Origin of the sequence: Pseudoalteromonas sp. SR41-4 (assembly GCF_014163985.1) — a bacterium.
Lineage (GTDB): Bacteria > Pseudomonadota > Gammaproteobacteria > Enterobacterales > Alteromonadaceae > Pseudoalteromonas > Pseudoalteromonas rhizosphaerae.
Genome location: NZ_JACJEI010000008.1, coordinates 100,762 through 122,747 on the forward strand (window position 1 = coordinate 100,762; position 21,986 = coordinate 122,747).

22 protein-coding genes, 3 tRNA genes and 4 pseudogenes are annotated in these 21,986 nt (G+C 39.8%); 10 read left to right on the forward strand and 19 right to left on the reverse strand.

Annotation, left to right across the window (positions count from 1 at the left end):
- The first annotated feature begins 209 nt into the window (after nt 1-209).
- From H5180_RS08785 to H5180_RS08800, 4 genes are all read left to right on the forward strand, one after another.
- Nucleotides 210-285: transfer RNA gene (locus H5180_RS08785), tRNA-Glu, on the forward strand.
- Between the two features lie 90 nt (nt 286-375).
- Nucleotides 376-451, forward strand: a tRNA-Glu gene (locus H5180_RS08790).
- A 270-nt stretch (nt 452-721) separates the two neighbouring features.
- Nucleotides 722-797 (forward strand) — tRNA-Glu (locus H5180_RS08795).
- Between the two features lie 324 nt (nt 798-1,121).
- Nucleotides 1,122-1,388, forward strand: a complete 267-nt coding sequence (locus tag H5180_RS08800) for a DksA/TraR family C4-type zinc finger protein (protein WP_145240701.1) — start codon at nt 1,122-1,124, stop codon at nt 1,386-1,388.
- A 90-nt stretch (nt 1,389-1,478) separates the two neighbouring features.
- Here the strand turns inward: H5180_RS08800 and gloA are convergent, their stop codons facing one another.
- The 6 genes and pseudogenes from gloA to H5180_RS08830 form a co-directional block, all read right to left on the reverse strand.
- Nucleotides 1,479-1,880 (reverse strand): lactoylglutathione lyase, encoded by a 402-nt coding sequence (gene gloA, locus H5180_RS08805; RefSeq protein WP_145240703.1) that lies wholly within the window; start codon nt 1,878-1,880, stop codon nt 1,479-1,481.
- Between the two features lie 53 nt (nt 1,881-1,933).
- Nucleotides 1,934-2,965 (reverse strand): serine hydrolase, encoded by a 1,032-nt coding sequence (locus H5180_RS08810; RefSeq protein ID WP_182758115.1) that lies wholly within the window; start codon nt 2,963-2,965, stop codon nt 1,934-1,936.
- A 234-nt stretch (nt 2,966-3,199) separates the two neighbouring features.
- Nucleotides 3,200-5,110 carry an aminotransferase class V-fold PLP-dependent enzyme gene (locus H5180_RS08815; protein WP_145240707.1) on the reverse strand — a complete coding sequence of 637 codons (1,911 nt, stop codon included), beginning with the start codon at nt 5,108-5,110 and terminating at the stop codon, nt 3,200-3,202.
- 307 nt (nt 5,111-5,417) lie between these two features.
- A pseudogene (locus tag H5180_RS08820) lies at nt 5,418-5,660 on the reverse strand (endonuclease III); the annotation flags it as partial.
- Nucleotides 5,661-5,758: 98 nt separating this feature from the next.
- Nucleotides 5,759-6,301: a GNAT family N-acetyltransferase gene (locus tag H5180_RS08825; protein WP_182740328.1), complete on the reverse strand. Its 543-nt coding sequence runs from the start codon at nt 6,299-6,301 to the stop codon at nt 5,759-5,761.
- 20 nt (nt 6,302-6,321) lie between these two features.
- A complete protein-coding gene (locus tag H5180_RS08830; protein WP_182740327.1) occupies nt 6,322-6,720 on the reverse strand; it encodes a hypothetical protein in 399 nt (132 codons plus the stop codon).
- Between the two features lie 150 nt (nt 6,721-6,870).
- On the opposite strand from H5180_RS08830, the gene H5180_RS08835 reads away from it, so the two are divergent.
- Nucleotides 6,871-7,689 (forward strand): AraC family transcriptional regulator, encoded by an 819-nt coding sequence (locus H5180_RS08835; RefSeq protein ID WP_182758067.1) that lies wholly within the window; start codon nt 6,871-6,873, stop codon nt 7,687-7,689.
- A 59-nt stretch (nt 7,690-7,748) separates the two neighbouring features.
- Here H5180_RS08835 and H5180_RS08840 read toward each other — a convergent pair.
- The 3 genes and pseudogenes from H5180_RS08840 to H5180_RS08850 form a co-directional block, all read right to left on the reverse strand.
- Nucleotides 7,749-7,994 (reverse strand): annotated as a pseudogene (locus H5180_RS08840) (endonuclease III); the annotation flags it as partial.
- Nucleotides 7,995-8,266: 272 nt separating this feature from the next.
- Nucleotides 8,267-9,016 (reverse strand): hypothetical protein, encoded by a 750-nt coding sequence (locus H5180_RS08845; RefSeq protein ID WP_182732479.1) that lies wholly within the window; start codon nt 9,014-9,016, stop codon nt 8,267-8,269.
- Nucleotides 9,017-9,272: 256 nt separating this feature from the next.
- Complete coding sequence (locus H5180_RS08850) at nt 9,273-9,617, reverse strand: hypothetical protein (RefSeq protein ID WP_404936338.1); 345 nt, start codon at nt 9,615-9,617, stop codon at nt 9,273-9,275.
- 231 nt (nt 9,618-9,848) lie between these two features.
- Between H5180_RS08850 and H5180_RS08855 the strand changes: the two genes are divergently transcribed.
- Entirely contained in the window at nt 9,849-10,349 is a 501-nt protein-coding gene (locus H5180_RS08855) for an AAA family ATPase (protein WP_182758068.1), read from the forward strand.
- A 391-nt stretch (nt 10,350-10,740) separates the two neighbouring features.
- Nucleotides 10,741-11,598 carry a hypothetical protein gene (locus tag H5180_RS08865; RefSeq protein WP_182758069.1) on the forward strand — a complete coding sequence of 286 codons (858 nt, stop codon included), beginning with the start codon at nt 10,741-10,743 and terminating at the stop codon, nt 11,596-11,598.
- Between the two features lie 94 nt (nt 11,599-11,692).
- Here H5180_RS08865 and H5180_RS08870 read toward each other — a convergent pair whose 3' ends face one another.
- Nucleotides 11,693-12,019: a hypothetical protein gene (locus tag H5180_RS08870; protein WP_182758070.1), complete on the reverse strand. Its 327-nt coding sequence runs from the start codon at nt 12,017-12,019 to the stop codon at nt 11,693-11,695.
- A 106-nt stretch (nt 12,020-12,125) separates the two neighbouring features.
- Nucleotides 12,126-12,365, reverse strand: a pseudogene (locus H5180_RS08875) (endonuclease III); the annotation flags it as partial.
- Nucleotides 12,366-12,548: 183 nt separating this feature from the next.
- Between H5180_RS08875 and H5180_RS08880 the strand changes: the two are divergent.
- Together H5180_RS08880 and H5180_RS08885 are read left to right on the forward strand one after the other, a co-directional pair.
- Nucleotides 12,549-12,722, forward strand: a complete 174-nt coding sequence (locus tag H5180_RS08880; RefSeq protein WP_182735430.1) for a hypothetical protein — start codon at nt 12,549-12,551, stop codon at nt 12,720-12,722.
- Complete coding sequence (locus H5180_RS08885) at nt 12,719-13,273, forward strand: GNAT family N-acetyltransferase (RefSeq protein WP_138623005.1); 555 nt, start codon at nt 12,719-12,721, stop codon at nt 13,271-13,273. Before H5180_RS08880 ends, H5180_RS08885 begins: the two co-directional genes overlap by 4 nt.
- 110 nt (nt 13,274-13,383) lie before the next feature.
- Here H5180_RS08885 and H5180_RS08890 read toward each other — a convergent pair.
- Nucleotides 13,384-13,632 (reverse strand): annotated as a pseudogene (locus H5180_RS08890) (endonuclease III); the annotation flags it as partial.
- Nucleotides 13,633-13,747: 115 nt separating this feature from the next.
- On the opposite strand from H5180_RS08890, the gene H5180_RS08895 reads away from it, so the two are divergent.
- Nucleotides 13,748-15,139 (forward strand): alpha-amylase family glycosyl hydrolase, encoded by a 1,392-nt coding sequence (locus H5180_RS08895; protein ID WP_145240713.1) that lies wholly within the window; start codon nt 13,748-13,750, stop codon nt 15,137-15,139.
- A 99-nt stretch (nt 15,140-15,238) separates the two neighbouring features.
- Here the strand turns inward: H5180_RS08895 and nth are convergent, their stop codons facing one another.
- The 7 genes from nth to rsxA are packed head-to-tail and all read right to left on the reverse strand — an operon-like array spanning nt 15,239 to nt 21,981.
- Nucleotides 15,239-15,871 (reverse strand): endonuclease III, encoded by a 633-nt coding sequence (gene nth / locus H5180_RS08900; protein ID WP_145240715.1) that lies wholly within the window; start codon nt 15,869-15,871, stop codon nt 15,239-15,241.
- A 37-nt stretch (nt 15,872-15,908) separates the two neighbouring features.
- Nucleotides 15,909-16,607 carry an electron transport complex subunit E gene (locus H5180_RS08905; protein ID WP_145240717.1) on the reverse strand — a complete coding sequence of 233 codons (699 nt, stop codon included), beginning with the start codon at nt 16,605-16,607 and terminating at the stop codon, nt 15,909-15,911.
- Nucleotides 16,604-17,239, reverse strand: a complete 636-nt coding sequence (gene rsxG / locus H5180_RS08910) for an electron transport complex subunit RsxG (protein WP_182758071.1) — start codon at nt 17,237-17,239, stop codon at nt 16,604-16,606. Before rsxG ends, H5180_RS08905 begins: the two co-directional genes overlap by 4 nt.
- Entirely contained in the window at nt 17,236-18,294 is a 1,059-nt protein-coding gene (rsxD, locus tag H5180_RS08915) for an electron transport complex subunit RsxD (protein ID WP_182758072.1), read from the reverse strand. The genes rsxG and rsxD overlap by 4 nt, the downstream gene beginning before the upstream one ends.
- Entirely contained in the window at nt 18,294-20,834 is a 2,541-nt protein-coding gene (gene rsxC / locus H5180_RS08920; RefSeq protein WP_182758073.1) for an electron transport complex subunit RsxC, read from the reverse strand. Before rsxC ends, rsxD begins: the two co-directional genes overlap by 1 nt.
- A gap of 9 nt (nt 20,835-20,843) precedes the next feature.
- Nucleotides 20,844-21,398 (reverse strand): electron transport complex subunit RsxB, encoded by a 555-nt coding sequence (gene rsxB / locus H5180_RS08925; RefSeq protein WP_145240725.1) that lies wholly within the window; start codon nt 21,396-21,398, stop codon nt 20,844-20,846.
- A gap of 1 nt (nt 21,399) precedes the next feature.
- Nucleotides 21,400-21,981 carry an electron transport complex subunit RsxA gene (rsxA, locus tag H5180_RS08930; protein ID WP_145240727.1) on the reverse strand — a complete coding sequence of 194 codons (582 nt, stop codon included), beginning with the start codon at nt 21,979-21,981 and terminating at the stop codon, nt 21,400-21,402.
- Nucleotides 21,982-21,986 lie beyond the last annotated feature (5 nt).

The following is a 21,986-nucleotide window of genomic DNA, read 5'->3' on the forward strand; positions in this document are numbered from 1 at the left end:
GGGTTCGAATCCCCTTGGGGACGCCACTTACTTATTTTAAGTAATGTATAAAGCAGTGTGACACCGCACTCTCTATGCACGACGTTAACAAGAGTACTAATCTCTTGGGGACGCCACTTACTTATGTTAAATAAGGAAGTGCAGTGTTATTAAGTAGCTCGCCTGAAACGAGTTAAACCATTCAGTTGTCCTAGTGACACATATTCTGTGTCCCCATCGTCTAGAGGCCTAGGACACCGCCCTTTCACGGCGGTAACAGGGGTTCGAATCCCCTTGGGGACGCCACTTACTATTTTCATAGTCAGTGCAGTGTTATGAAGCAGCTCGCCTGAAACGAGTTAAACTATTCAGTCGTCCTAGTGACACATATTCTGTGTCCCCATCGTCTAGAGGCCTAGGACACCGCCCTTTCACGGCGGTAACAGGGGTTCGAATCCCCTTGGGGACGCCACTTACTTATTTTAAGTAATGTATAAAGCAGTGTGACACCGCACTCTCTATGCACGACGTTAACAAGAGTACTAATCTCTTGGGGACGCCACTTACTTATTTTAAATAGGGAAGTGCAGTGTTATTAAGCAGCTCGCCTGAAACGAGTTAAACCATTCAGTTGTCCTAGTGACACAGAAAATGTTTCTGAGAAGATAATGCCATTCGCCTTGCAGGCTCGGCTCATCTTACGCAGAAATAGCAAATCAGTGATTTGCAAACCAATTTCTGCGTCCCCATCGTCTAGAGGCCTAGGACACCGCCCTTTCACGGCGGTAACAGGGGTTCGAATCCCCTTGGGGACGCCATTTACTTTTTTTAAGTAATGTGCAAGGAAGTGTGACACCGCACTCTCTATACACAACGTTAACAAGAGTACTAATCTCTTGGGACGAAACTTACTATTTATTAGTAAGATGGCTTTTATTAAAAAGCCAGTAACATCAATTTAACTGCATTTCTATAGTTACTTCAGAATTATTCATCCAAGTTAAAATCTAAAATCTAAAAATTAAATATTTTATATAATAATTCCTAAATTTTATTAGTATCTTTCCCTTTCTTATATTCAGCTTAAATAAACTTCATCTATGTTAGCGTACATATAAACGTCCAAATAAATAGGAGGTTATATGGCAAGTGGATGGGCACGAGAGGGTGCAATTCAAGATCAAATTGATGCCAGCGTTAATGATGCTGTGCAATATGCTAGAAGTAATTTAGTTTCTGGAGCTAGTGCCGAGCTATGTGAAGAATGTGATGAACCAATACTACAAGCACGAAGGCTCGCGTTACCTGGTGTGAAGTATTGTGTAAGTTGCCAAGCTGAACTAGAAGGTAAAGGCACGCTTTCTAAAGGGTTTAACCGACGTGGCAGTAAAGACAGTCAATTACGATAAAAAGGTGCATACAGCACCTTTTTTAATATCGTATCAGAGTTGAGCTTAAATAAATAAAAAGCGGATTAGCAAACCTATTACATATATTTGCTAAAATTTACTCATATTTTCTTTCTTCTGAATTAATTCAATTGAGTAGCCATCTGGATCTTTTACAAAAGCAATTTCTGTTGTGCCGCCTTTAACAGGTCCTGGCTCACGGCTAACATTACCGCCAGCGGCCTTGATATCAGCACAGGCTTTATAGATATCATCAAATTCAATGGCGATATGACCATAGGCATTGCCTAAATCATAGCTGTCGGTATCCCAGTTATAGGTCAGCTCAAGTACTGCTGTGTCTTTTTCATCGCCATAGCCTACGAAGGCTAGGGTATAGCGATACTCTTCGTTATCAGCACGGCGTAACTCTTTCATGCCGAGTACTTGAGTATAAAACGCAATTGATTTATCTAGATCAGCAACCCGTAACATGGTGTGTAATAAACGCATTTAAATCCTCTTTAAAATTCACATAAATTTTTGATAACGCAGCTACTCTGTAACTACTGCTGCGCTGTTAAAATATCAATAATCCGATTATAAATTATTTCTGTGAGCAACACAGTATCATTGCCATTAGTATTTATAAACTGCACAACGACTGTATCGATATCTTTATAATAACGAGCAATGCTTGAATACCCTAATACCCAACCTGTGTGCTCATATTTATAGAGTGATGCGTACAAAGCCTGCTCTTGTTCACTAAAAAATGTGCCATTATTTAATGCCACAATAAAGTCGCCCACATCTTGTGCTGTTGCCACATACCCTTGATCGAGTGCTTTAAAGTCATTCTCATAACCTACGTAGTAACCACTCATCAAATCTACTAAATTGATTTCATGTACAGATGAAAACGTATGCGTTAGGCCCAGTGGCGTTAAAATTACATCTTTAATATATTGGTTATGATCATAACCCAGCACGTTAGACATAATTTTTCGCAGCAACAAATAATTGGTATTAGAATAGCCATAGTCAGCATCAGGGCTAAAATCAGCGGGTTTATCGAGTACTAATGCAAGTGGGTCAGGGTAGGTGATTGACCAATCGAAATTATCAGTGTCTGTGTAATTGGGTATGCCACTTTTGTGTTTTACCATCATTCGTAGTGTTATTTTATCTGCGTTTTCAATGCGTCCAATTAATGATGGAAGATAATCAGCCAGTGTTTTATCTACATCAATACGTCCAGCGGCTGAAAGTTTGGTTAAAGCTGCTGCATCATATAACTTTCGAATGCTGCCAATTTTAAAAAGTGCACTAGGGTAAGCGGGGATTTTTTGCTCTCGATTATGCCAACCGTTTGCAAAATATTCAGGTTGCTGTCCTTGTCTATGAATATACACAATAATGCCATCGACTCCTTGTTCAATAGCCTCTTGTGTTTGTTCTTTGATCGTCGCCGGTAGCGGTTGCAAGTAATATAAAGCAAATTTCCAAGGGGCAAAAAAGTATATGCTCATGATGGTGACAATAAATGCAGCAATGCGCATTAAAGTAAGCGTTTTTTTGTTCTTAACTAGCATTATTACGCATCCGCTTCATTTATTTTTGTAGTGTCAGGGTCAGTTCTTTAATCTACTATACTTCGTATTATTTACTCTGTCTTATCTTTAAATTCTGACGTGATATTACCTAATACTAACATGAGCTTAGCACACCAAGTTCTATTAAAGTGGCCTAGAATTATAACGCACTAAACAGCAATATCGTGTGACATTGCTGTTTAGTTATAAGGAGTTCGACTGTATTAAAGTATATTTTTACTTTTGAACTTTGCCCTTAAGAACATAGATTTCACCATCAAAACTCCCTTGAATCGTCAAACCTTGTCCTGCTAACTCTTTAAGGTACTCTATATGTTCCTCTGTAATATGCTGTCCCGGCACCAAAAGAGGAATGCCTGGCGGATAGGGGGTGACTAAACCGGCACAAATACGGTTGTTACTTTTACCGATAGGCACAGATTCGCGCTCGCCATAAAAGGCATCGCTTGGAATACACGCTAAGTCTATGGCTGGTAGATTCTCAGGCAAGCGAGATCGTCGCGTCGATTTTGACAACTTCACTTTACCGCTGTCGAGTTTTTTGAGCGCATTGTAAAGACGAATTATTTTTGAGCGTGTGCCGCCAAGCGTCAGTAATACTAAGATGGTGCTGTGAGTGTACTTCTCTATTTCTAGGCCAATTTCATCCAGCAGGTATTTATGAATATCCTTTAATGAATAAGGTAATTCGCTAATATCGATGAGAATTTTTAGCGGATCGTGACCCATGTTATCACCACTAAAGTGCGGAAATATTTCCATAAAGTCTTGTTTACCTAGCACTTTAATTTGCTTGAGTGAAGCCATCTGTTGTTTAAATTCTTCCACATGGTTCAACAAAGCATTGAGTAACTTATAGCCTTCCATCTCTAACTGCTTTTGGCACACGTCAAGCGATGCGATAAGCTGATATTTTGGCGATGTACTGGCGTAAATACTGTAAATCTCGCGAAAGAAATCAGCATCGAAATCGGGATCGTTAACATGAATATAAGACGCCTGAGAAAACGCCGATACCACTTTATGTGCTGAATGGGTGACGTAGTCAGCGCCAGCATGAATGGCGGAATAGTATCGTAGGCTTGGATGAAACAGAGAGTAAGCAAACCACGCTTCGTCAATAAATACTTTAATACCATGTTGATGGGCAAACTCTACCACCTGTTTCAGATCGCTCAGTAGGCCATCGTAAGTACAACCCGTGAGGACTAGCAATTTCGCATCGGTATTTTGTTCTATCGCCTGTTTAATGTCGGCCAACGACGGCGGCGCGAAGATGCCATATTTTGGATTTAAAATACTCGACAAATAAACAGGTAAACTCGCTGATTGTAAAATGCCATAGTGCACAGATTTATGACAATTGCGGTCGATAATCACTTTATCGCCCTTGCGCAGCAATGTCTGCAAGATGATTTTATTTGAGGTAGACGACCCATTGGTAACGAAATAGGTATGCTTAACCTCAAACGTCGCCGCTGCTGACTCTTGCGCACGGCCAATTGTATTGGTGCTATCTGACAATGAACCTAAAGAGTCCACTGAAACCGACAGATCGCCAACGAACACATTACGACCATAAAACTGATAAAAATCTTTGATATAAGGGGAATTTCTAAAGCTAGAGCCGCCGCTGTGTCCCGGTGTATGCCAAGAATCGTTTGCTTCGCCAACATAACGGCGATACGCCGTCCAAAATGGGGTTTCTGAGCGGTCATCGAAATCGTTGATCATATAGCCTAAAATTGCTTCAGGATCAGAAATCACCTCATCTTTAAAGAAGAAAGACTCAATCTCCTCCGACTCATTAACTATTTCTAGCCCTTTCGTATCATCGCCAATAACATAAACAGGCAACTCAAGGCGGATCCCCTTTAACTGCTCGATAAAGCGACTATAAGTGCGTTCGCCAACCTTATTTTGCAAATCCCAGCTAAGCACTACGGCCTGAATATCGCCATCTTCCTCTACAATGTCCAATGCTTGTTTTAGCTCAAGACGCTCAATAATATCGATATGAATATCATCTCGCTCAAAATTTGGGATGGTTTTCGACAGATTAGTAGAAAGCTCTTGCAAGGTGGCGGGGTCTTGCTCAATTAACAAGATACGAAGTATAGGTAACATAGGAATTCTCGCAATAAAATTTCATAATGCTCAACAGCATAACTAAAGGATTGACGCTTGTGAAATTAATACTTTGAAAATATTCTAATAATTACGCCAAATCACGAATAAACAGATTTTATTTAAATTGATTTTCAAGGTATGGAAAATGAAAGGTGCCAAAGTTAGGCACCTACTTTAATAAACAGAAAAAAAGACTGGAATGCGAATTAATCACTGAGCTTATTCTTATAAGCCTGATAATTGAGGTTTATAATTAATAATCGTTTAAAATGAAGGTGTTTTATCTACAGGTTTGGGTCTATATCTACTCAGTTTTATCTTTAAACTCGCACAAATCTTCAATAATACAGCTGCCACATTTAGGCTTACGGGCTGTACAAACATAACGACCATGTAAAATAAGCCAGTGATGTACGTCTACTTTAAATTCTTTTGGGATCACTTTTTCGAGCTTTTAACCGCGGACCACGTCTTTACCCATAGTAAGCTTAGTACGGTTTGATACACGGTCTATGTGGGTATCTACAGCAATGGTTGGCCAGCCAAAATATAATGAACCTAGAGCGAAAATACTTACTTTTGCAAGACTGCTTTGAGCGAGAAGCAGCCGCTCAGCTAAAATCTGCGCCTATTACGTTATGAAATTTAAAGCCTAAGTTCATAATATAAATTACATTCCTGAGCCATTTTTGATTTGCTTATCTCAAATCCACATTTCTCTAGCACTTTAATAGAAGCAATATTGTCAGTTTCAACACCTGCAAGCAGGATGCTGGCTTTAGCTTGGTTTTTATAATAATTGACCAACGCAGTTAAAACCTCGCTTGCATAACCTTTCCCCCAATATTTTTCACCAATCAAATACCCTATATTAAAAGAGACAGGACTTACATTTTCTTCCGTCTTATGGATAAAAACAAACCCAATAATTTCATGTGATTGCTTTAACTTAATTGCAAGTAAATTGCTTTCATTAAACCTATCATTCAACCAATTAAGTGCTTGTTTAGGCGTTTCAATACCTTGCCAGCCAATAGGGAGTGCCTTCACTACTTGCGGTGTAAGCAGCTCGACTACTTTTTCTACCACAAAAGTTTGATTTTCTAAAAATATCGAAGCACAGGAATAAACCGAAAGATGTTCACTCGTGAATAAACTGTTATCACTTGATATATCATTAGTTGTCATATCTGCCATCCTATTTTCAATTAAGCACTTTCATCTTCTAGCATTGCTTTTCGAAACTCTTGTGTCATTTGATGCCCCTTAATAGCTGGGACTGCGATTGCGCTAAAACATAAATTGCCAAACATAATGAGTAATGCTGTCGCTAAAGCATCTAAAAACCAAGCTATTGGCACACCTAGTACACCAAGATATTGTGGCATAGAAGTTAAGCTCTCAAGCGTACTAATGCCAGTTATACCGTGCAATGCTAAGGCAATCCAAAAGCCAAAACAAAATGGACAACGCCACGCATCATATAGATAAGCTAAAGGTTTAGGCAATCGCTTCACTATCCAATTGAACCAGTTTCCCCAATCAGGAAGCTTTTCCCATATCAATGTATGTAGAGCTAATCCCATCAAAGCCAATGTTAAACTCATCTAAAAATCTCCAGTCATTAAATTGTAGGTATGCCAAATATCGGCTTTTTGTTTTGTTAGAATCTATTATCCATTCAATGTTCGAGTTTTTATATGGATACCTCTACGCTATAATCGGCTTATTGTTCGTTTAGCTGAAAAGGGGGGTAAATGCATTCGGAACATACGATTAGTATTGGGCATGAATTTATTGACAACTTAAGTGGCGAAGAACACGGTTCTCAAACAGAATATATTGTTACCTTTATTAATAAAGGCACTCTAAAAATGCATCATAGAGGAGTAGTGGAATTAGACGCTAATATGTTCACACTAATTCCAGCAGGTATGCCCCATAGTTTAATTGAAGGCGAAAACTTGGATGTGTGGTGGGTCAGTTTTTGCCCAAGTTGCCTTGGTTTCAATGAGAATGATCCCTTAATGCGTCCATTTCGACAAGTTCGATTAGGTGCTCTACCTATTTTAAAGTTGGATGAAAAGCGTTTATCGAGCATAACATTTTTGTTTAATGAACTTCAGCAAGCATTAAAAAATGCACATACTAACTATTTGGAGGTTTATAGGAGTCTACTAATTTTGATTTTATATGAAATTGAGAAGGCCACACAATTAGAAAAGTACGTTGTTACAGGCTCTAACAAAGTTGTCTCAGCGTTGGATTATATTCAGCGGCACTTTTTAGAGCCGATTTCACTGAAAGATGTAGCAAAGGCCATCCATTGCAGCCCATCACACTTAGCTACGTTAGTGAAAAAAGATACGGGATACTCTATTGGAGATTGGATTACTAGGAATCGTTTAACAGAAGCTTGTTCAAGATTGTTACATACAAAAGCTCCCATAAATTTGATCGTTGAAGAGCTTGGTTGGAATGATACTACTCACTTCATCAGACAATTTAAAAAAGCATATGGCGATACCCCAGCAGCATGGAGAAAGCAACAGAGAGCAATATTAAATGAGACATGAAGTACTAATTTTGCAGGGGATCTATTCAACATCCGTTCATGACACAAAGCAGGCTTTGATTACTCTGTTTTCTCTTTAAACTCACACAAGTCTTCAATAATACAGCTGCCACACTTTGGCTTACGCGCCACACAGGTATAACGTCCATGTAAAATGAGCCAGTGGTGCACGTCTACTTTAAATTCTTTGGGGATCACTTTTTCAAGTTTTTGTTCAACCGCAACCACGTCTTTACCCATAGCAAGCTTAGTACGGTTTGATACACGGAAAATATGCGTATCAACTGCAATTGTCGGCCAGCCAAAATATAATGAACGTAGATAGTCAAAGGTAAAACTTATAAGCTGCTTTTAGCCATAAGCGGACGTTAAGTGTTGTACTCGCGGTGCAAATAGAGATGTAATGAAAATTCACTCAATGTTTTAGCTCAATACGGACTACGTCTTCCCTAGTCGGTTATGGATATGAGCTAGTTTATTTCACCTAGATTTAATAAGTTAACTTAAATCCAACAGAAATTGATTACTTAGTATACCCGTCTCTAAAGAGACGGGGGAAGTCCTTTGAGTATTATTCATCAATCAAATAAACTTTTTAAGTGTTTATTCTGTGGCAAACTATTGATGTATTCTCTGTTTTGGTCTTCCGCTTCATAATATAAAGAACGAAGCAAAGGGCCAGGGAAATCATTCAGATTCTTTAGTAATGCTTTTGTAGGCAAATATTCATTTCCCTCTTCAATGCCTTCGATTAACAAAGGTTTATCGACATAATCTTCCAGAAGGTCTATTAAATTATCCCTACCAGAAAAACCGTAAACGTCTCCAATTAAAATGCTAGATTGCCAATCAAGATTGAGAAGGTATTTACTGCCTATATTGATTAATTTTATGCCATCAGTATTCAATGAAATCATGATGTATATTTTATGCTTATCATCTGAAAAGCTAGCTACTCCTTGCTCCCAATCTACCTCTTGGTTTCCAAGTTGATTAACAACACTTTGAAATAATTTATATGAACTCTCTTTACCATCAAATTCCTGCCAAAAGGTTGTTGCTATCCTCTTAGATATTTTTTCATCTGAAAAAATAATTAATGGTTTGATCTTATCTGCTTGTTGCCTAGCCTTTGAACTAAAAACCAGATCACTGTGCGATTTGTATCCGAGCGTTCGAGCTAAAGCATCATTTCTTTTAAAAGAAGATAGATTACTTTTTACGAGATTAGCACGGTTTAAAGCCCATACAATCTTTTCTGATTTTTCTTTAAATTGTTTGAGTTGAGAAGGGTATATTGGAAATTTAGGTGTATCTTGTCCCATCATTGTTAATCCTATGCACATGGCAGCCTTGTGTTTGTAAATATGATAAAGAAAACATATTTATGCTTCACTACGTTCCATTCGCGCTAGCACCAAAACCACCTGATAAGCTAACAAAAATATAATCGTCGTTGACCACATGGAAGGTCTAGGTGACGAACCTAAAATAACCATACAAGATATTTACCGTTATTACAAGGGGTTATTTGACAGGGTAAAAGAAAATCGTTCTATAGATTAGCTAGAAAGGTAACGTTCGCTATCGTATCGTAGCAGACAGAAATTGCTCTGTTTTCTCTTTAAACTCGCACAAATCTTCAATAATACAGCTGCCACATTTAGGCTTACGGGCGGTACACACGTAGCGGCCGTGCAGAATTAGCCAGTGGTGTACGTCTACTTTAAATTCTTTGGGGATCACTTTTTCGAGTTTTTGTTCAACCGCAACCACGTCTTTACCCATGGCAAGCTTAGTACGGTTTGATACACGGAATATATGCGTATCTACAGCGATGGTGGGCCAGCCAAAATATAATGAACGTAGACTTTTGCAAGACTGCTTTAAGCGAGAAGCAGACGGTTGGGTAAACTCGTTTTTGGACAGAAGTGAGTTATAGTTTCATCCAAAAATCAACAGGTGTAGGGGAAGTAAGTCTACATCACTTGGTAAAACGTAAAAATCTCTTAGTTACAATCAAATCAGGTTAGTCTTACACAATAGTAATTATCTGCTTGGCTTTGCTAGAAACTCAAGTCGATAATTTATTTTTTACAAGAGTTTTTTAGTTATAGCGCTATGCCAGCATAAAACATCTCAAACTAAATGGATTTCATAATGTTAAGAAGAATTAGAAAAATTGAAGGTATTGGTAGCTACCACAGTGCAAGAGCGGGAGGCACGCAATTTTCAGATGTGAATATAATCTATGGTGAGAACCGAAATGGTAAAAGTACATTGTGTGACATTTTCTACTCTCTAGCGTCTAATAACCCAGAGTTAATCAAAGATCGTAAGGCTATACCGGAACAAGGAGCTGCGGCTAATGCGATGAGAGTCGAACTACAGTTCGATAACGCGCCAATAACATCGTTTTCAAATGAAACTTGGGCACCGGGATTACCTGCTGATTGTGAATTGCTCATCTTTGACCACAACTTTATCCATCGAAATGTAATAAGCGGCACAGTAAATAATCGTGAAAATTCAGAGAATATTTCTAACTTCATTCTAGGGGAAGAAAGTACAGAGCTTTTTGAGACTCTCAAAGCTGAGAAAGAAGCTTTAGCCATTACAGCTGCAAATTTACGAGCTGCTAAAATTGTTATATCCTTTTGAGAAATTACCAATGATTAAACCCAACTTTAGTCAGTAACATACTTGTAGATCCAATTCCATGTAGCTTTATCTAACCCTGCGTAATCGAGAGTTACTTTTATTACTAACAAGTCATCATTATTATCCATCTTTTTTCTGAGCCTGTCCGATAATTTCTTCGCATTTTCTGTGGTAGATATTAACCAAATCGAATCAAGTGCATGACACCAGCCCGGTGATAACTTTATCTCATCGTATAGCGCATTGTAGTTTTGCCCAGATTTATTTAAATCATAAGTTACACAAAAAACTGTAGGCGAGCACTTTATTGTTTAGAAAGTGTTTACAAATATAAAATCAATGACATACAATGCAAATGATAATTAACATCATTACCTTTAAGGGGAAATTTATGCGATTTATTAGTTCGTTGTTACTATTAAGTTCAACTTTAATTGCTTGCTCATCTGTATCTCAAGCTAGCACGTATAATGGAGCAGAGTGTTATCAGTGCACTAGTTTGGAAAGGCAATCTAAAGCAAATTCATGGGCAATGAATAATATTAGTAAATCGAGTCTTGGCTCAAGCAATTCTAAAACTGTTAATGTTGTAGACTTATATAATAAAGAAATTTCTACCTATAAGGTTTGGTTGGAATCGACTCCACTTCCACCACCAAGACCCCCTGAAGTAGCACCACGCTCATCGTTAACAGCAACATCTAGCACTGTGCAGAAGTATATGAATAATGTTAAGACCTCTATTAAAGGTTTACATTCAAGCGCCCAAAATATTGAGATACAAACTGGAGGAAATACCGGTATAGAAAATGCGTGGTCATTTGTAAATTGTGCATTTTGTAAAGCTGAAATTAATTCTCAGTTAAATGACAGTATGTATTCTTCCATGAGAACAGCTGAAGCAAGTTTGATCACCATAGGTAAAGCGTTTGGTTTACTTAAAACCGATATTCCAGACCAATTTCTTATCCCACTTTCATCAGGTGGTCACATAAAGGTTACTCTTAAATTACTTTCACAACCAATAAAAATTGAAGCAACAATAAATGAGGTGGTGGATGAGCAGGGTAATACAATACCTAAAAATGCTAAGGAACTAGCAGATTTAAGAATAAGAGTAGGCTCTTCTTCACAGGCACATGACATTAACATTACAATAAATAATTTTAACTATTTTATTCCTATTAGAACTGGAACTGTCACTATCAAGGATTGTTCAGGTATTGATGCACCAGCATGTGGTGGTTAAGGTTTAGTTTATATTGAGGGTTTCTTCAAAACCCTCAATTTTATAAAAATGTGTGCTGCCGATTGTTAAAAGAAAACCTATAAAGGCTATCTTGTTAAAATGTAGCGCTGAACAAGAGCATTAGTGCTCCCACATCTTTTTTATAGGTCAATTTTTCTGGGTCTTGAACTGTTGTTGTCATCCCATCAGAGTACTCATCGCGCATGAGAGTTGCTTCAGTATTAACGTAATAACCTAGACCAACGTTCCAAGATACATTCGATTCCTGGTCATATTTCCAACCAAGCATGTATCCAGCACCAAAAGTAGATAGTGGCTCAATGCTGTCTTCACCTATAATGCCAATGGCAACAAAAGGGCCATGGCCAAAAAATTCATAATTATCATTGTTAAAGAAATAGTGACTTTCTAACATTGCCACGGCTGAGTGGACTTCCCATAGTTTGCTAGACGGTACCCGCTAACTTACTTTGGGGCAGAAACGAGTTACGCCTCAATGTCCGTTCATAGCACAAAGCAGGCTTTGATTATTCTGCTTTATCTTTAAACTCACATAAGTCTTCAATAATACAGCTGCCACACTTTGGCTTACGCGCCACACAGGTATAACGTCCATGTAAAATGAGCCAGTGATGTACATCAACTTTAAACTCTGTTGGTACAACTTTTAAAAGTTTTTGTTCAACCGCAACAACACCTTTACCCATGGCAAGCTTAGTACGGTTTGATACACGGAATATATGCGTATCTACAGCAATGGTTGGCCAACTTAAATATAAGGAAGGCAGATGTAACTAGCTTTCAAAATGTTGGTAGTTGAAATCCTAAAGAGCAAAGATCATGTGTTTGCATTAGGCTTCATCGGAACTTTTAGTTACAAAGTTAATTTGGTAACTCATATTAACTGTGTTGTAGTTAATATAATTACAGCACGAGATAGGGAATTATGTATGAAAGAGGATATTGATGAGCTAAAAAGTGAATTTCAAGCAAAACTTCTATCTTGGAATAATATAAAAAGTAAAAAAATTAAAGTTACATTTATATTCATATTTTTCGGTTTGATTGGATTAAAGGTTTTTACTACTATCTTAACTGTTGATTGGCTTGCAGGGTTAATATGATGATCACTTTTCGCCCACTTAACAAACATGATTTTAACTATTCAAAAGTTATAGACCTTTTTTTCGAAGCTTTTCCAAAAGTTCACAGACTACCAGAATGGCTTGTTAAATACAGAATGAGGAATGGAAAAAATGGCTTTGATGTTATTTATGATCATAATAAATGGGTTGGTTTTCTCTACACTAAAGAATATAAACAAATTATCTGTGTAAAGTTTTTTGCTATATCTGAATTGCTCCGCTCAAGTGGTTACGGAAGCAAAGTAATGGATTCTATGAATGAAAAGCATTCAAATAAAAGAATAGTACTCACTATTGAGGAGCTTGATGAAAAGACAGAAAACTATCAACAAAGAGTTAAGCGCAAAGCGTTTTATGAAAAAAATGGGTTCAGTTCTACCGGGTTTATCATAAAAGAGCCAGCTGAGCGGCAAGAAGTCCTTATACGTGGTGGAACTATCTCTCAAGAAGAAATAGAAGCTATGTACAAGCATTTTTTAGGCAATCTATTGTTTTCTTTACTTAAAATCGAAGTATTAAAAATTGAATAGGAATACCGTCATTTGAATGTAATTGATTAGTCATTAGCAGTTAAATAATGCATACAAACAACTAAGATAAAAACTTAAAATTTACTTATTGGCTCAAAAAAGAATAAACATTATTCAGTTTTATCCTTGAACTCACACAAGTCTTCAATAATACAGCTGCCACATTTTGGTTTACGGGCAACACAGGTATAACGTCCGTGCAGTATGAGCCAATGTTGTACGTCTACTTTAAATTCTTTGGGGATCACTTTTTCGAGTTTTTGCTCAACGGCTACCACGTCTTTATCCATGGCAAGCTTAGTACGGTTTGATACACGGAATATATGCGTATCTACAGCAATGGTTGGCCAACCGAATGATAATTATCGTAGATAGGCATTAAGACTTACATACGTATTCATGTTAATAGTTTATTGAAAATAATTTCACTACATCGCATATTGTTAAAACTTAATCGTTTAAGGGGCTTTATAAATGAAAAACCTTTCAATAATATTACTATTTTTAGGGCTGTGTGCCTGCACTAATATAAGTAAAAAAACTAAGACAACAAATATTTCCTCTAATTATGTTCCACAAGAATATGTGAAGTTAACGCATCCTCAGTGGAGTAAGAACGCAAGTTTTTATCAAATTAATACGCGACAGTTCACACCTGAAGGAACATTTGCAGCCGCTGAGCATCAACTACCACGATTAAAAGAACTTGGCGTCGATATTCTTTGGTTAATGCCGATTCATCCGATTGGCGAAGAAAACAGAAAAGGGTCGCTGGGTAGCCCTTATTCAGTAAAAGATTACTACGGTGTTAATCCTGAGTTTGGTACCTTAGATGACTTAAAAAGCTTTGTTAACGCTGCTCACGAATTAGGTATGTACGTTATTCTAGATTGGGTAGCAAATCATAGTGCTTGGGATAATGAATTAAGACATAAGCACCCAAATTGGTATACAAAAAATTCGCAAGGTAATTTTCAACCTACGCCGTGGTGGGATTGGTCAGACATAATCGACTTTGATTATAACGTACCAGAAATGCGTGAATACATGACTGATGCAATGAAGTATTGGGTCAAAGAAGTAAATATTGATGGTTATCGATGTGATGTAGCTGGTTTTGTTCCTCTCGATTTTTGGGAAAACGTTAGGGCGGAGCTAGACGCGATCAAGCCCGTTTTTATGTTAGCTGAATGGGAAATGCGTGATTTACATGCTAAAGCTTTTGATGCTACTTATGCATGGTCTTGGCAGGAAGCTATTCATGATATTTTAAGTGGTCACGCTGATTTAAATAGATTGTTTGTATACTATTCATGGAATGAGGGAGCGTATCCGAAAAATAGCTATCGGATGACGTATGTTTCAAATCACGATGCTAATTCATGGGAAGGAACCGTGTTTGAGCGTTATGGTAGCGAAGAAAAAGTAGCGACAGCAATCGTATTGTCTATTGTCGGTGAAGGTATGCCATTAATTTATAATGGACTTGAAGCTGGGAATATTAAGCGGCTTGAGTTTTTTGAAAAAGATCCTATCGAATGGAAAGAACATAAATTTAAGCCATTGATTCAGAAGCTCTTAGCTTTGCAGAAACAAAATAGTGCGTTGTGGCATGGTAAATATGGCGCGACAATGGAGCGTATTTATAATACTAATCCGACAGAGGTGTTTAGTTTTATCCGCGAAAATACCAAAGATAAAGTGTTTGTTGTGATTAATTTTTCTGATAAAGAGCAAGATATTCAATTTATGGGTCCACAAACAGCTGGAGTATATACAGAGCTATTTAGCAAACAAAAGGCAACGCTTACTGAAGACGCAAGCCTTAAGTTGGCGCCTTGGGAGTATAGAGTTTATGTCCGGTAATGTTTAAAGGTTAAGCGTTTATTTGAGGTTTTCAAATTAAGATAATCATACGTAGGGCACATATCGTATGATTATCTTAATATTTCAATTAAAAATTAGTTACTCAGTCTTTTCTTTAAACTCACATAAATCTTCAATTATACAGCTGCCACACTTTGGCTTACGCGCCACACAGGTATAACGTCCATGTAAAATGAGCCAGTGATGTACATCTACTTTAAACTCTGCTGGTACAACTTTTAATAGCTTTTTTTCTACTTCAACAACGTTCTTACCCATAGCAAATTTAGTGCGGTTTGATACGCGGTCTATGTGGGTATCTACCGCGATTGTCGGCCAGCCGAAGGCGGTGTTGAGTACCACATTGGCAGTTTTACGGCCAACGCCGGGTAGGGCTTCTAGGGCTTCACGATTCTCAGGCACTTCGCTGTTGTGCTTATCAACTAAAATTTGGCACATTTTGTACACATTGGCAGCTTTAGAATTAAACAAACCGATGGTTTTAATGTAATCGCGAAGTTTATCGTGACCTAAATCTAAAATAGCTTGCGGCGTATTGGCGACGGGAAAGAGCTTACGGGTGGCTTTATTTACCCCAACGTCAGTTGCTTGTGCTGATAGCGTTACCGCAACTAACAGTTCAAACGGGCTTGAATATTCAAGCTCGGTTTCTGGATGTGGGTTTTGCTCGCGCAAGCGAGAGAGTATTTCGTATCGTTTTTCTTTATTCATGCAACTTAAACGCACAGTAAATACTGTGCGCTTCCCCTTAAGTTAAACTGGTGACCCTTGCTCGTGGGCCTTTTTCGGCCACTGGTGGTGCTACTTGTTTTGCTTTTATTTGCGCATCAATGACATTTTTAGCAGCAATCAGTAAGCCCAAACCTAAAAATGCACCGGGTGGTAAAATAGCGAGCAAAAATTGATTATCAAAACTAAATACTTCAATGCGTAAAACCGATGCCCATGGGCCCAGTAGTAAATCGGCGCCATCAAATAAGGTACCTTGGCCGATCAACTCACGCATTGCGCCAAGCACAACCAGTACTACCATAAAGCCAGAGCCCATCATTAAACCGTCAAACGCTGATAAATGAATCGGATTCTTAGAGGCATACGCTTCAGCGCGGCCGATAATAGCGCAGTTAGTAACTATCAGTGGAATAAATATTCCTAGCGATTGATATAAGCCAAACGTATAGGCATTCATTAATAGCTGCACTATGGTTACAAAGCCTGCGATAAACATCACAAATACAGGAATGCGGATATCTTTTGGCACGAAATTACGCACCGCAGAAATTGTGACGTTCGAGCCAACTAATACCAGCAGAGTGGCTAAACCGAGGCCCATCGCATTGGTTATCGTTGATGTGACGGCCAGTAGTGGGCACAAACCGAGTAATTGCACGAGGGCAGGGTTGTTTTTCCACATTCCTTCGTTAAACAGTTCTTTTAATTGGCTCATGGCTCACCTACTTGGCATGCGTTATCAGCACTAAATACCGCATCGAAATTGTTTTTTGAGAATAACACAGCGTGTTTTACTGAGCCAACCACGGCACGTGGTGTAATGGTAGCGCCAGTGAATTGATCAAAGTCTCCGCCATCTTTTTTTACTGCCCAGCGAGTATCGTCGTCATCAAGTACAGTTTTATCTTTAAATGAAGTGATCCAAAGAGATTTTTTCATTTCTACTTTATCACCAAGACCAGGCGTTTCTTCGTGTTTAGTAACACGTACTCCGGCAACGTCCCCGTTTGCAAATACGGCAGTTAATAAACTTATATCGCCGCTATAACCTTTTGGCGTCACGTGGCGCATTACTAAAGCAACAGGTTGGCCACCCTTGCGAGCACGATAAACGGTTTGTGGTTTATTACCAAGTAGTGGATCATCAATGATGGCACAATCTTGATAAAGAGTATTATCGTAAAAATTAGGGGCGAGTACATCTTGCAGCTGTAATGAAAGTTGTTTGCGCTCTTGGTCTGCAATACTGTCAGCCGTGAGGTTATGGATAATACCAACAGCGCCGGTAGTGAGCAGGGCAAACAGGGCTAAAATAGCGCCATTTTTTGTCATTGATGAAATAATCATTTATTCACCCCATGGCCATAAGTACGTGGTTGAGTGTAATAGTCTATCAGTGGCACGGCCATATTGAGTAGTAACACAGCAAACGCCATGACATCTGGGTAACCGCCAAAAGTACGGATCAAATAAACTAATAAACCAATCAATGCGCCGTAAATTAACCGGCCGCGATTAGTGGTAGCTGCCGAAACCGGATCCGTGGCTATGAAAAAGGCCCCTAACATGGTTGCGCCACTAAATAAATGAAATACCATACCAGGCTCAGTACCAGGTGCTGCGATATAACCAATTGCGCTGCACACAGCAATTGATGCAAGTACACCAACTGGGATATGCCAATTTATAACTTTGGCTTTAATAAGGTATAAGCCACCGATTAAAAAGCCAAGATTTACCCAGCCCCAACCTTGTCCTAACCAACTATTAAAAATAGCGGCTTGCATGCTTTCAGATACGGTTAAACCATGAGCGATATCAGTCTTGATGGTATCCAAAGGTGTGGCCATTGTTACGCCATCAACCCCAACTCTAAGTTGATCAACACTAAAACCTGCACTGGTAAAGCCATTAAAAATAACGCTAAGCTGTTGAGTAAGACTAATTGGGTTTGCCAGTAAGTCACTAACTGGCATCCAAGTGGTCATTTGCACAGGGAACGAAATAAGCAATAACACGTATGCAGCCATGGCAGGGTTAAATAAATTGAAACCAAGGCCACCATAGAGCTGTTTAACAATGACGATGGCAAAAAAGCTACCGATCACAATAACCCACCATGGGGCGAGTGGCGGAATACTTAATGCTAATAAGACCGAAGTAAGCCATGCACTGCCATCTCCAAGCGCAGGCCATACAGGGCGCTTGCGAATAAGCATAATAATGGCTTCACTGATACTAACCGTGACTAACGCTAAAATTAGCTGGATCAATACACCCGTACCAAAAAAATACAGTTGTGCGATAAGTCCAGGAATACAGGCTAAGATCACTGTTTGCATCAACCTGCTAAGTGATTTATGACTGTGGCTATGCGGCGAACTGGCCATCGTTAGCTTCATTACTTATCACTTCCTTCTTGTTGTAATTTTTTAGCCTTTGCACGGGCAATCGCAGCGGCAACAGCGGCCTTTTTCTTATCTTGTGCGGTCTGTTCTGGTTTATCTTCAGCGATTTCAGCTTCGTTTATCGCTGTAGCCGAAGTTTCATTTTCAGCATCGTCGTTTTCTTCGCTAGCCGCTTGTTCAGCTTTTGCAGCCTTTTTCGCTTTCGCGCGGGCAATGGCGGCAGCGACAGCGGCTTTTTTATCATCGGCAGGTGAGGCTGTAGCGACTTCACTTTCAGAATTGTCGTTTTCTACGCTTGCTGCTTGTGCTGCCTTTTTCGCTTTTGCACGAGCAATAGCAGCAGCGACAGCGGCTTTTTTATCATCGGCAGGTGAGGCTGTAGCGACTTCACTTTCAGAGTTGTCGTTTTCTACGCTTGCTGTTTGTGCTGCCTTTTTCGCTTTTGCACGAGCAATAGCAGCAGCGACAGCGGCTTTTTTATCATCGGCAGGTGAGGCTGTAGCGACTTCACTTTCAGAGTTGTCGTTTTCTACGCTTGCTGCTGGTTCAGCCTGTGCTGCCTTTTTTGCTTTAGCACGGGCAATTGCAGCGGCTACAGCGGCTTTTTTATCATCGGCAGGTGAGGCTGTAGCGACTTCACTTTCAGAGTTGTCGTTTTCTACGCTTGCTGCTTGTGCTGCCTTTTTTGCTTTAGCACGGGCAATTGCAGCGGCTACAGCGGCTTTTTTATCATCAGTAGGTGCAGCAGTCGTGTTATCGCTTTCATCTTCTGATGCCGCCGCTTTTTTCGCTTTAGCGCGGGCAATCGCAGCGGCCACGGCTGACTTTTTATCATCCGGATCAGCAGCTGTACTGCTTGCGGCTTTTTGCTCTTTGTATTTTCGAGCTTGCTCTTTGCGCGCTGCGCGCTCTAATGCTACGTCACTGTTATCTGGTTCAAGCGTTGCTTCTTGATTTTGTTTTTTAGCTTTGGCGCGAGCAATTGCAGCGGCCACAGCTGATTTGTCGTCATCTTTTGCTGGTTTGTTTTTAACGCGTGCTAGAGCATCGGCAATTTTTTGTTTTTCGTCAGCCGATTTTTCAGCAGCTGGTTTGCGTTTATGGCGATTTTGTCGTGCTTCTTGCTCCCGCTCTAGGCGTTGTTTTCGAAGTTCAAAGCGCTCTTTCGCACGTTCAGCTTTAACTTGCTCAGCTTGCTGTTCTTTTATTTCAACTTTAGCCACACGGTAATACTGCACCAGCGGAATTTCACTTGGGCACACATACGCGCAAGCACCGCATTCAATACAATCAAACAGGTTATGCTCTTTCAGTTTGTCGTATTCTTTTGATTTAGCAAACCATTGTAATTGCTGAGGCAACAGTGAAGCAGGGCAAGCATCAGCACAAGCACTACAACGAATACAGGCTTTTTCAGGGCCGGGCTCTGCCAGCTCATCATGATCTGGGGCTAAAATACAGTTAGTGGTTTTTACCACGCCGATACGCACCGTTGGCAAAGTAAAGCCCATCATAGGGCCGCCCATTACAACGCGTTGCTGTGGCACTGGTGAAAAGCCTTGGCAATCAAGTAGATGTTTTATTTCAGTGCCTAATAAAGCCCATACATTACCCGGATTATGAATTGTATTACCTGTTACCGTAATAACACGTTCAATTAGTGGCTTACCTTCATAGACAGCTTGATGAACAGCAAATAAAGTGCCGACGTTTTGTACTAACACACCGATATCTGCTGGAATTCCCCCACTAGGGACTTCTTTATTGGTAAGTAGCTTAATTAATTGCTTTTCACCACCAGAAGGATAAACAGTAGGAACTGTTTGAATGATTATTTTGTCATTATACTCAGCCGCTGCCTGCATGGCTGCGATGGCCTCTGGTTTGTTATCTTCAATGCCAACGATAGTGAGTGTTGGTGTAAGCAATTGCTGCATGATCTCTATGCCAGCAATAATGCCTGCAGCATGCTCACGCATTAGTACATCATCAGCAGTAATATAGGGCTCGCATTCCACTGCATTAACAATAAAATACTCAATTGCTTTGCGACTATCTGCTTTAATATAAGTTGGGAATCCTGCACCGCCCATACCGGCAATACCACGGTCATGAATAATATCGATAAGTTGCTCGTGAGAAAGCTGGCTTGGTGTTGTCACCGGTGCTAACGCACACCAGCTATCTTGGCCATCGGGCTCAATAATTACACACAATTCAGGCAATGCCGATGGATGCGCAGACGGCATTTGGCAAATATCAGTAATAGTACCAGAAGTGGGGGCGTGTATTGGCACCGACCAATTTGCAACAGGCTTTGTAAGTGCTTGCCCTTTAAGTACCTGTTGGCCTTTTTCGACGATCAGTTGACCGTTAGCACCAATATGTTGTTTTAATGGCACAACGAGTTTGTCGGGCAAAGGTAAACGGGCGATTGCTTGACTGTTGGAAATTGTTTTTTGTCCCGGTGGATGAATGCCACCTGGAAACGGCCACACTTTACCTTGTTTTATCTGTGCGATTAGCTTTTCCATAGGGAGCCCTTAATCAATCTGTGTTACTGGGATTGCATCTAGTTGCCATTTCCACGTTTGCTTAGTGGTTTCTACAGGCAGCATATCAATACAGTCAACAGGACAAGGTTCAACACATAAGTCACAACCCGTACATTCATCAATTAAAACAGTATGCATTTGGCGCGTGGCACCAACAATGGCATCGACAGGACAAGCTTGAATACATTTGGTACAACCAATACATTCATCTTCACGTATATAGGCAACGGTTTTTATCGGTTCAGCTTGTTCGCCACCGGCAAGGGGTTTAGCTTCAACACCCATTAAGTCAGCTAATTTTTTTACTGTCGCATCGCCACCTGGTGGGCATTTATTAATTTCATCGCCATTGGCGATGGCTTCTGCATAAGGGCGACAACCCGGATAGCCACACTGGCCGCACTGTGTTTGCGGTAATATAGTATCGATCTGTTCAACAATCGGATTACTTTGCACTCGATAGCGCACAGCAGCAAATCCTAAGATCAAACCAAAAATGAGTGCTAGGGTTCCCAGCGCAATCAAGGCATAAAACAAGGTCATGTTAAAACTTCACTAATCCTGTAAAGCCCATAAAGGCCATCGACATTAAGCCTGCGGTGATCATCGCAATCGATGCGCCTTTAAAGGGGGTAGGTACGTCAGCAGCGGTTAAGCGTTCACGAAGAGCTGCAAATAAAACCAGTACCATAGAAAAACCAACAGCAGCGCCAAAGCCATATACTGCAGATTGTAAAAACGTATGATCCTCTTTGACATTTAGTAACGCAACACCTAAGACCGCACAGTTTGTGGTGATCAAAGGTAAAAATATACCGAGTAAGCGATACAGCGTTGGGCTGGTTTTTCTGACTACCATTTCGGTAAACTGAACCACCACCGCAATCACTAAAATAAAGCTTAGAGTACGTAAATACGTGATATCAAGTGGGATCAAAATATATTGATTAACTAGATAGCTTGTTACAGAGGCAAGTGTTAACACAAAAGTGGTCGCAAGTGACATGCCTATAGCTGTATCCAGTTTGCCAGATACACCCATAAACGGGCATAGACCTAAAAATTGTACTAACACAAAGTTATTAACCAGTACTGTGCCGATCAACAGCAATACATATTCTGTCATGTTCG

Excerpts from the sequence above, each read along its gene's own strand:
- H5180_RS08835 (WP_182758067.1), top strand. The coding sequence starts at position 6,871 with ATGCATTCGGAACATACGATTAGTATTGGGCATGAATTTATTGACAAC.
- nth (WP_145240715.1), bottom strand. The coding sequence starts at position 15,871 with ATGAATAAAGAAAAACGATACGAAATACTCTCTCGCTTGCGCGAGCAA.
- H5180_RS08895 (WP_145240713.1), top strand. The coding sequence starts at position 13,748 with ATGAAAAACCTTTCAATAATATTACTATTTTTAGGGCTGTGTGCCTGC.
- H5180_RS08845 (WP_182732479.1), bottom strand. The coding sequence starts at position 9,016 with ATGATGGGACAAGATACACCTAAATTTCCAATATACCCTTCTCAACTC.
- H5180_RS08830 (WP_182740327.1), bottom strand. The coding sequence starts at position 6,720 with ATGAGTTTAACATTGGCTTTGATGGGATTAGCTCTACATACATTGATA.
- rsxD (WP_182758072.1), bottom strand. The coding sequence starts at position 18,294 with ATGAAGCTAACGATGGCCAGTTCGCCGCATAGCCACAGTCATAAATCA.
- H5180_RS08825 (WP_182740328.1), bottom strand. The coding sequence starts at position 6,301 with ATGACAACTAATGATATATCAAGTGATAACAGTTTATTCACGAGTGAA.
- rsxG (WP_182758071.1), bottom strand. The coding sequence starts at position 17,239 with ATGATTATTTCATCAATGACAAAAAATGGCGCTATTTTAGCCCTGTTT.
- gloA (WP_145240703.1), bottom strand. The coding sequence starts at position 1,880 with ATGCGTTTATTACACACCATGTTACGGGTTGCTGATCTAGATAAATCA.
- H5180_RS08800 (WP_145240701.1), top strand. The coding sequence starts at position 1,122 with ATGGCAAGTGGATGGGCACGAGAGGGTGCAATTCAAGATCAAATTGAT.
- rsxB (WP_145240725.1), bottom strand. The coding sequence starts at position 21,398 with ATGACCTTGTTTTATGCCTTGATTGCGCTGGGAACCCTAGCACTCATT.
- H5180_RS08815 (WP_145240707.1), bottom strand. The coding sequence starts at position 5,110 with ATGTTACCTATACTTCGTATCTTGTTAATTGAGCAAGACCCCGCCACC.
- H5180_RS08880 (WP_182735430.1), top strand. The coding sequence starts at position 12,549 with ATGAAAGAGGATATTGATGAGCTAAAAAGTGAATTTCAAGCAAAACTT.
- H5180_RS08905 (WP_145240717.1), bottom strand. The coding sequence starts at position 16,607 with ATGAGCCAATTAAAAGAACTGTTTAACGAAGGAATGTGGAAAAACAAC.
- rsxC (WP_182758073.1), bottom strand. The coding sequence starts at position 20,834 with ATGGAAAAGCTAATCGCACAGATAAAACAAGGTAAAGTGTGGCCGTTT.
- H5180_RS08855 (WP_182758068.1), top strand. The coding sequence starts at position 9,849 with ATGTTAAGAAGAATTAGAAAAATTGAAGGTATTGGTAGCTACCACAGT.
- H5180_RS08865 (WP_182758069.1), top strand. The coding sequence starts at position 10,741 with ATGCGATTTATTAGTTCGTTGTTACTATTAAGTTCAACTTTAATTGCT.
- H5180_RS08885 (WP_138623005.1), top strand. The coding sequence starts at position 12,719 with ATGATGATCACTTTTCGCCCACTTAACAAACATGATTTTAACTATTCA.
- rsxA (WP_145240727.1), bottom strand. The coding sequence starts at position 21,981 with ATGACAGAATATGTATTGCTGTTGATCGGCACAGTACTGGTTAATAAC.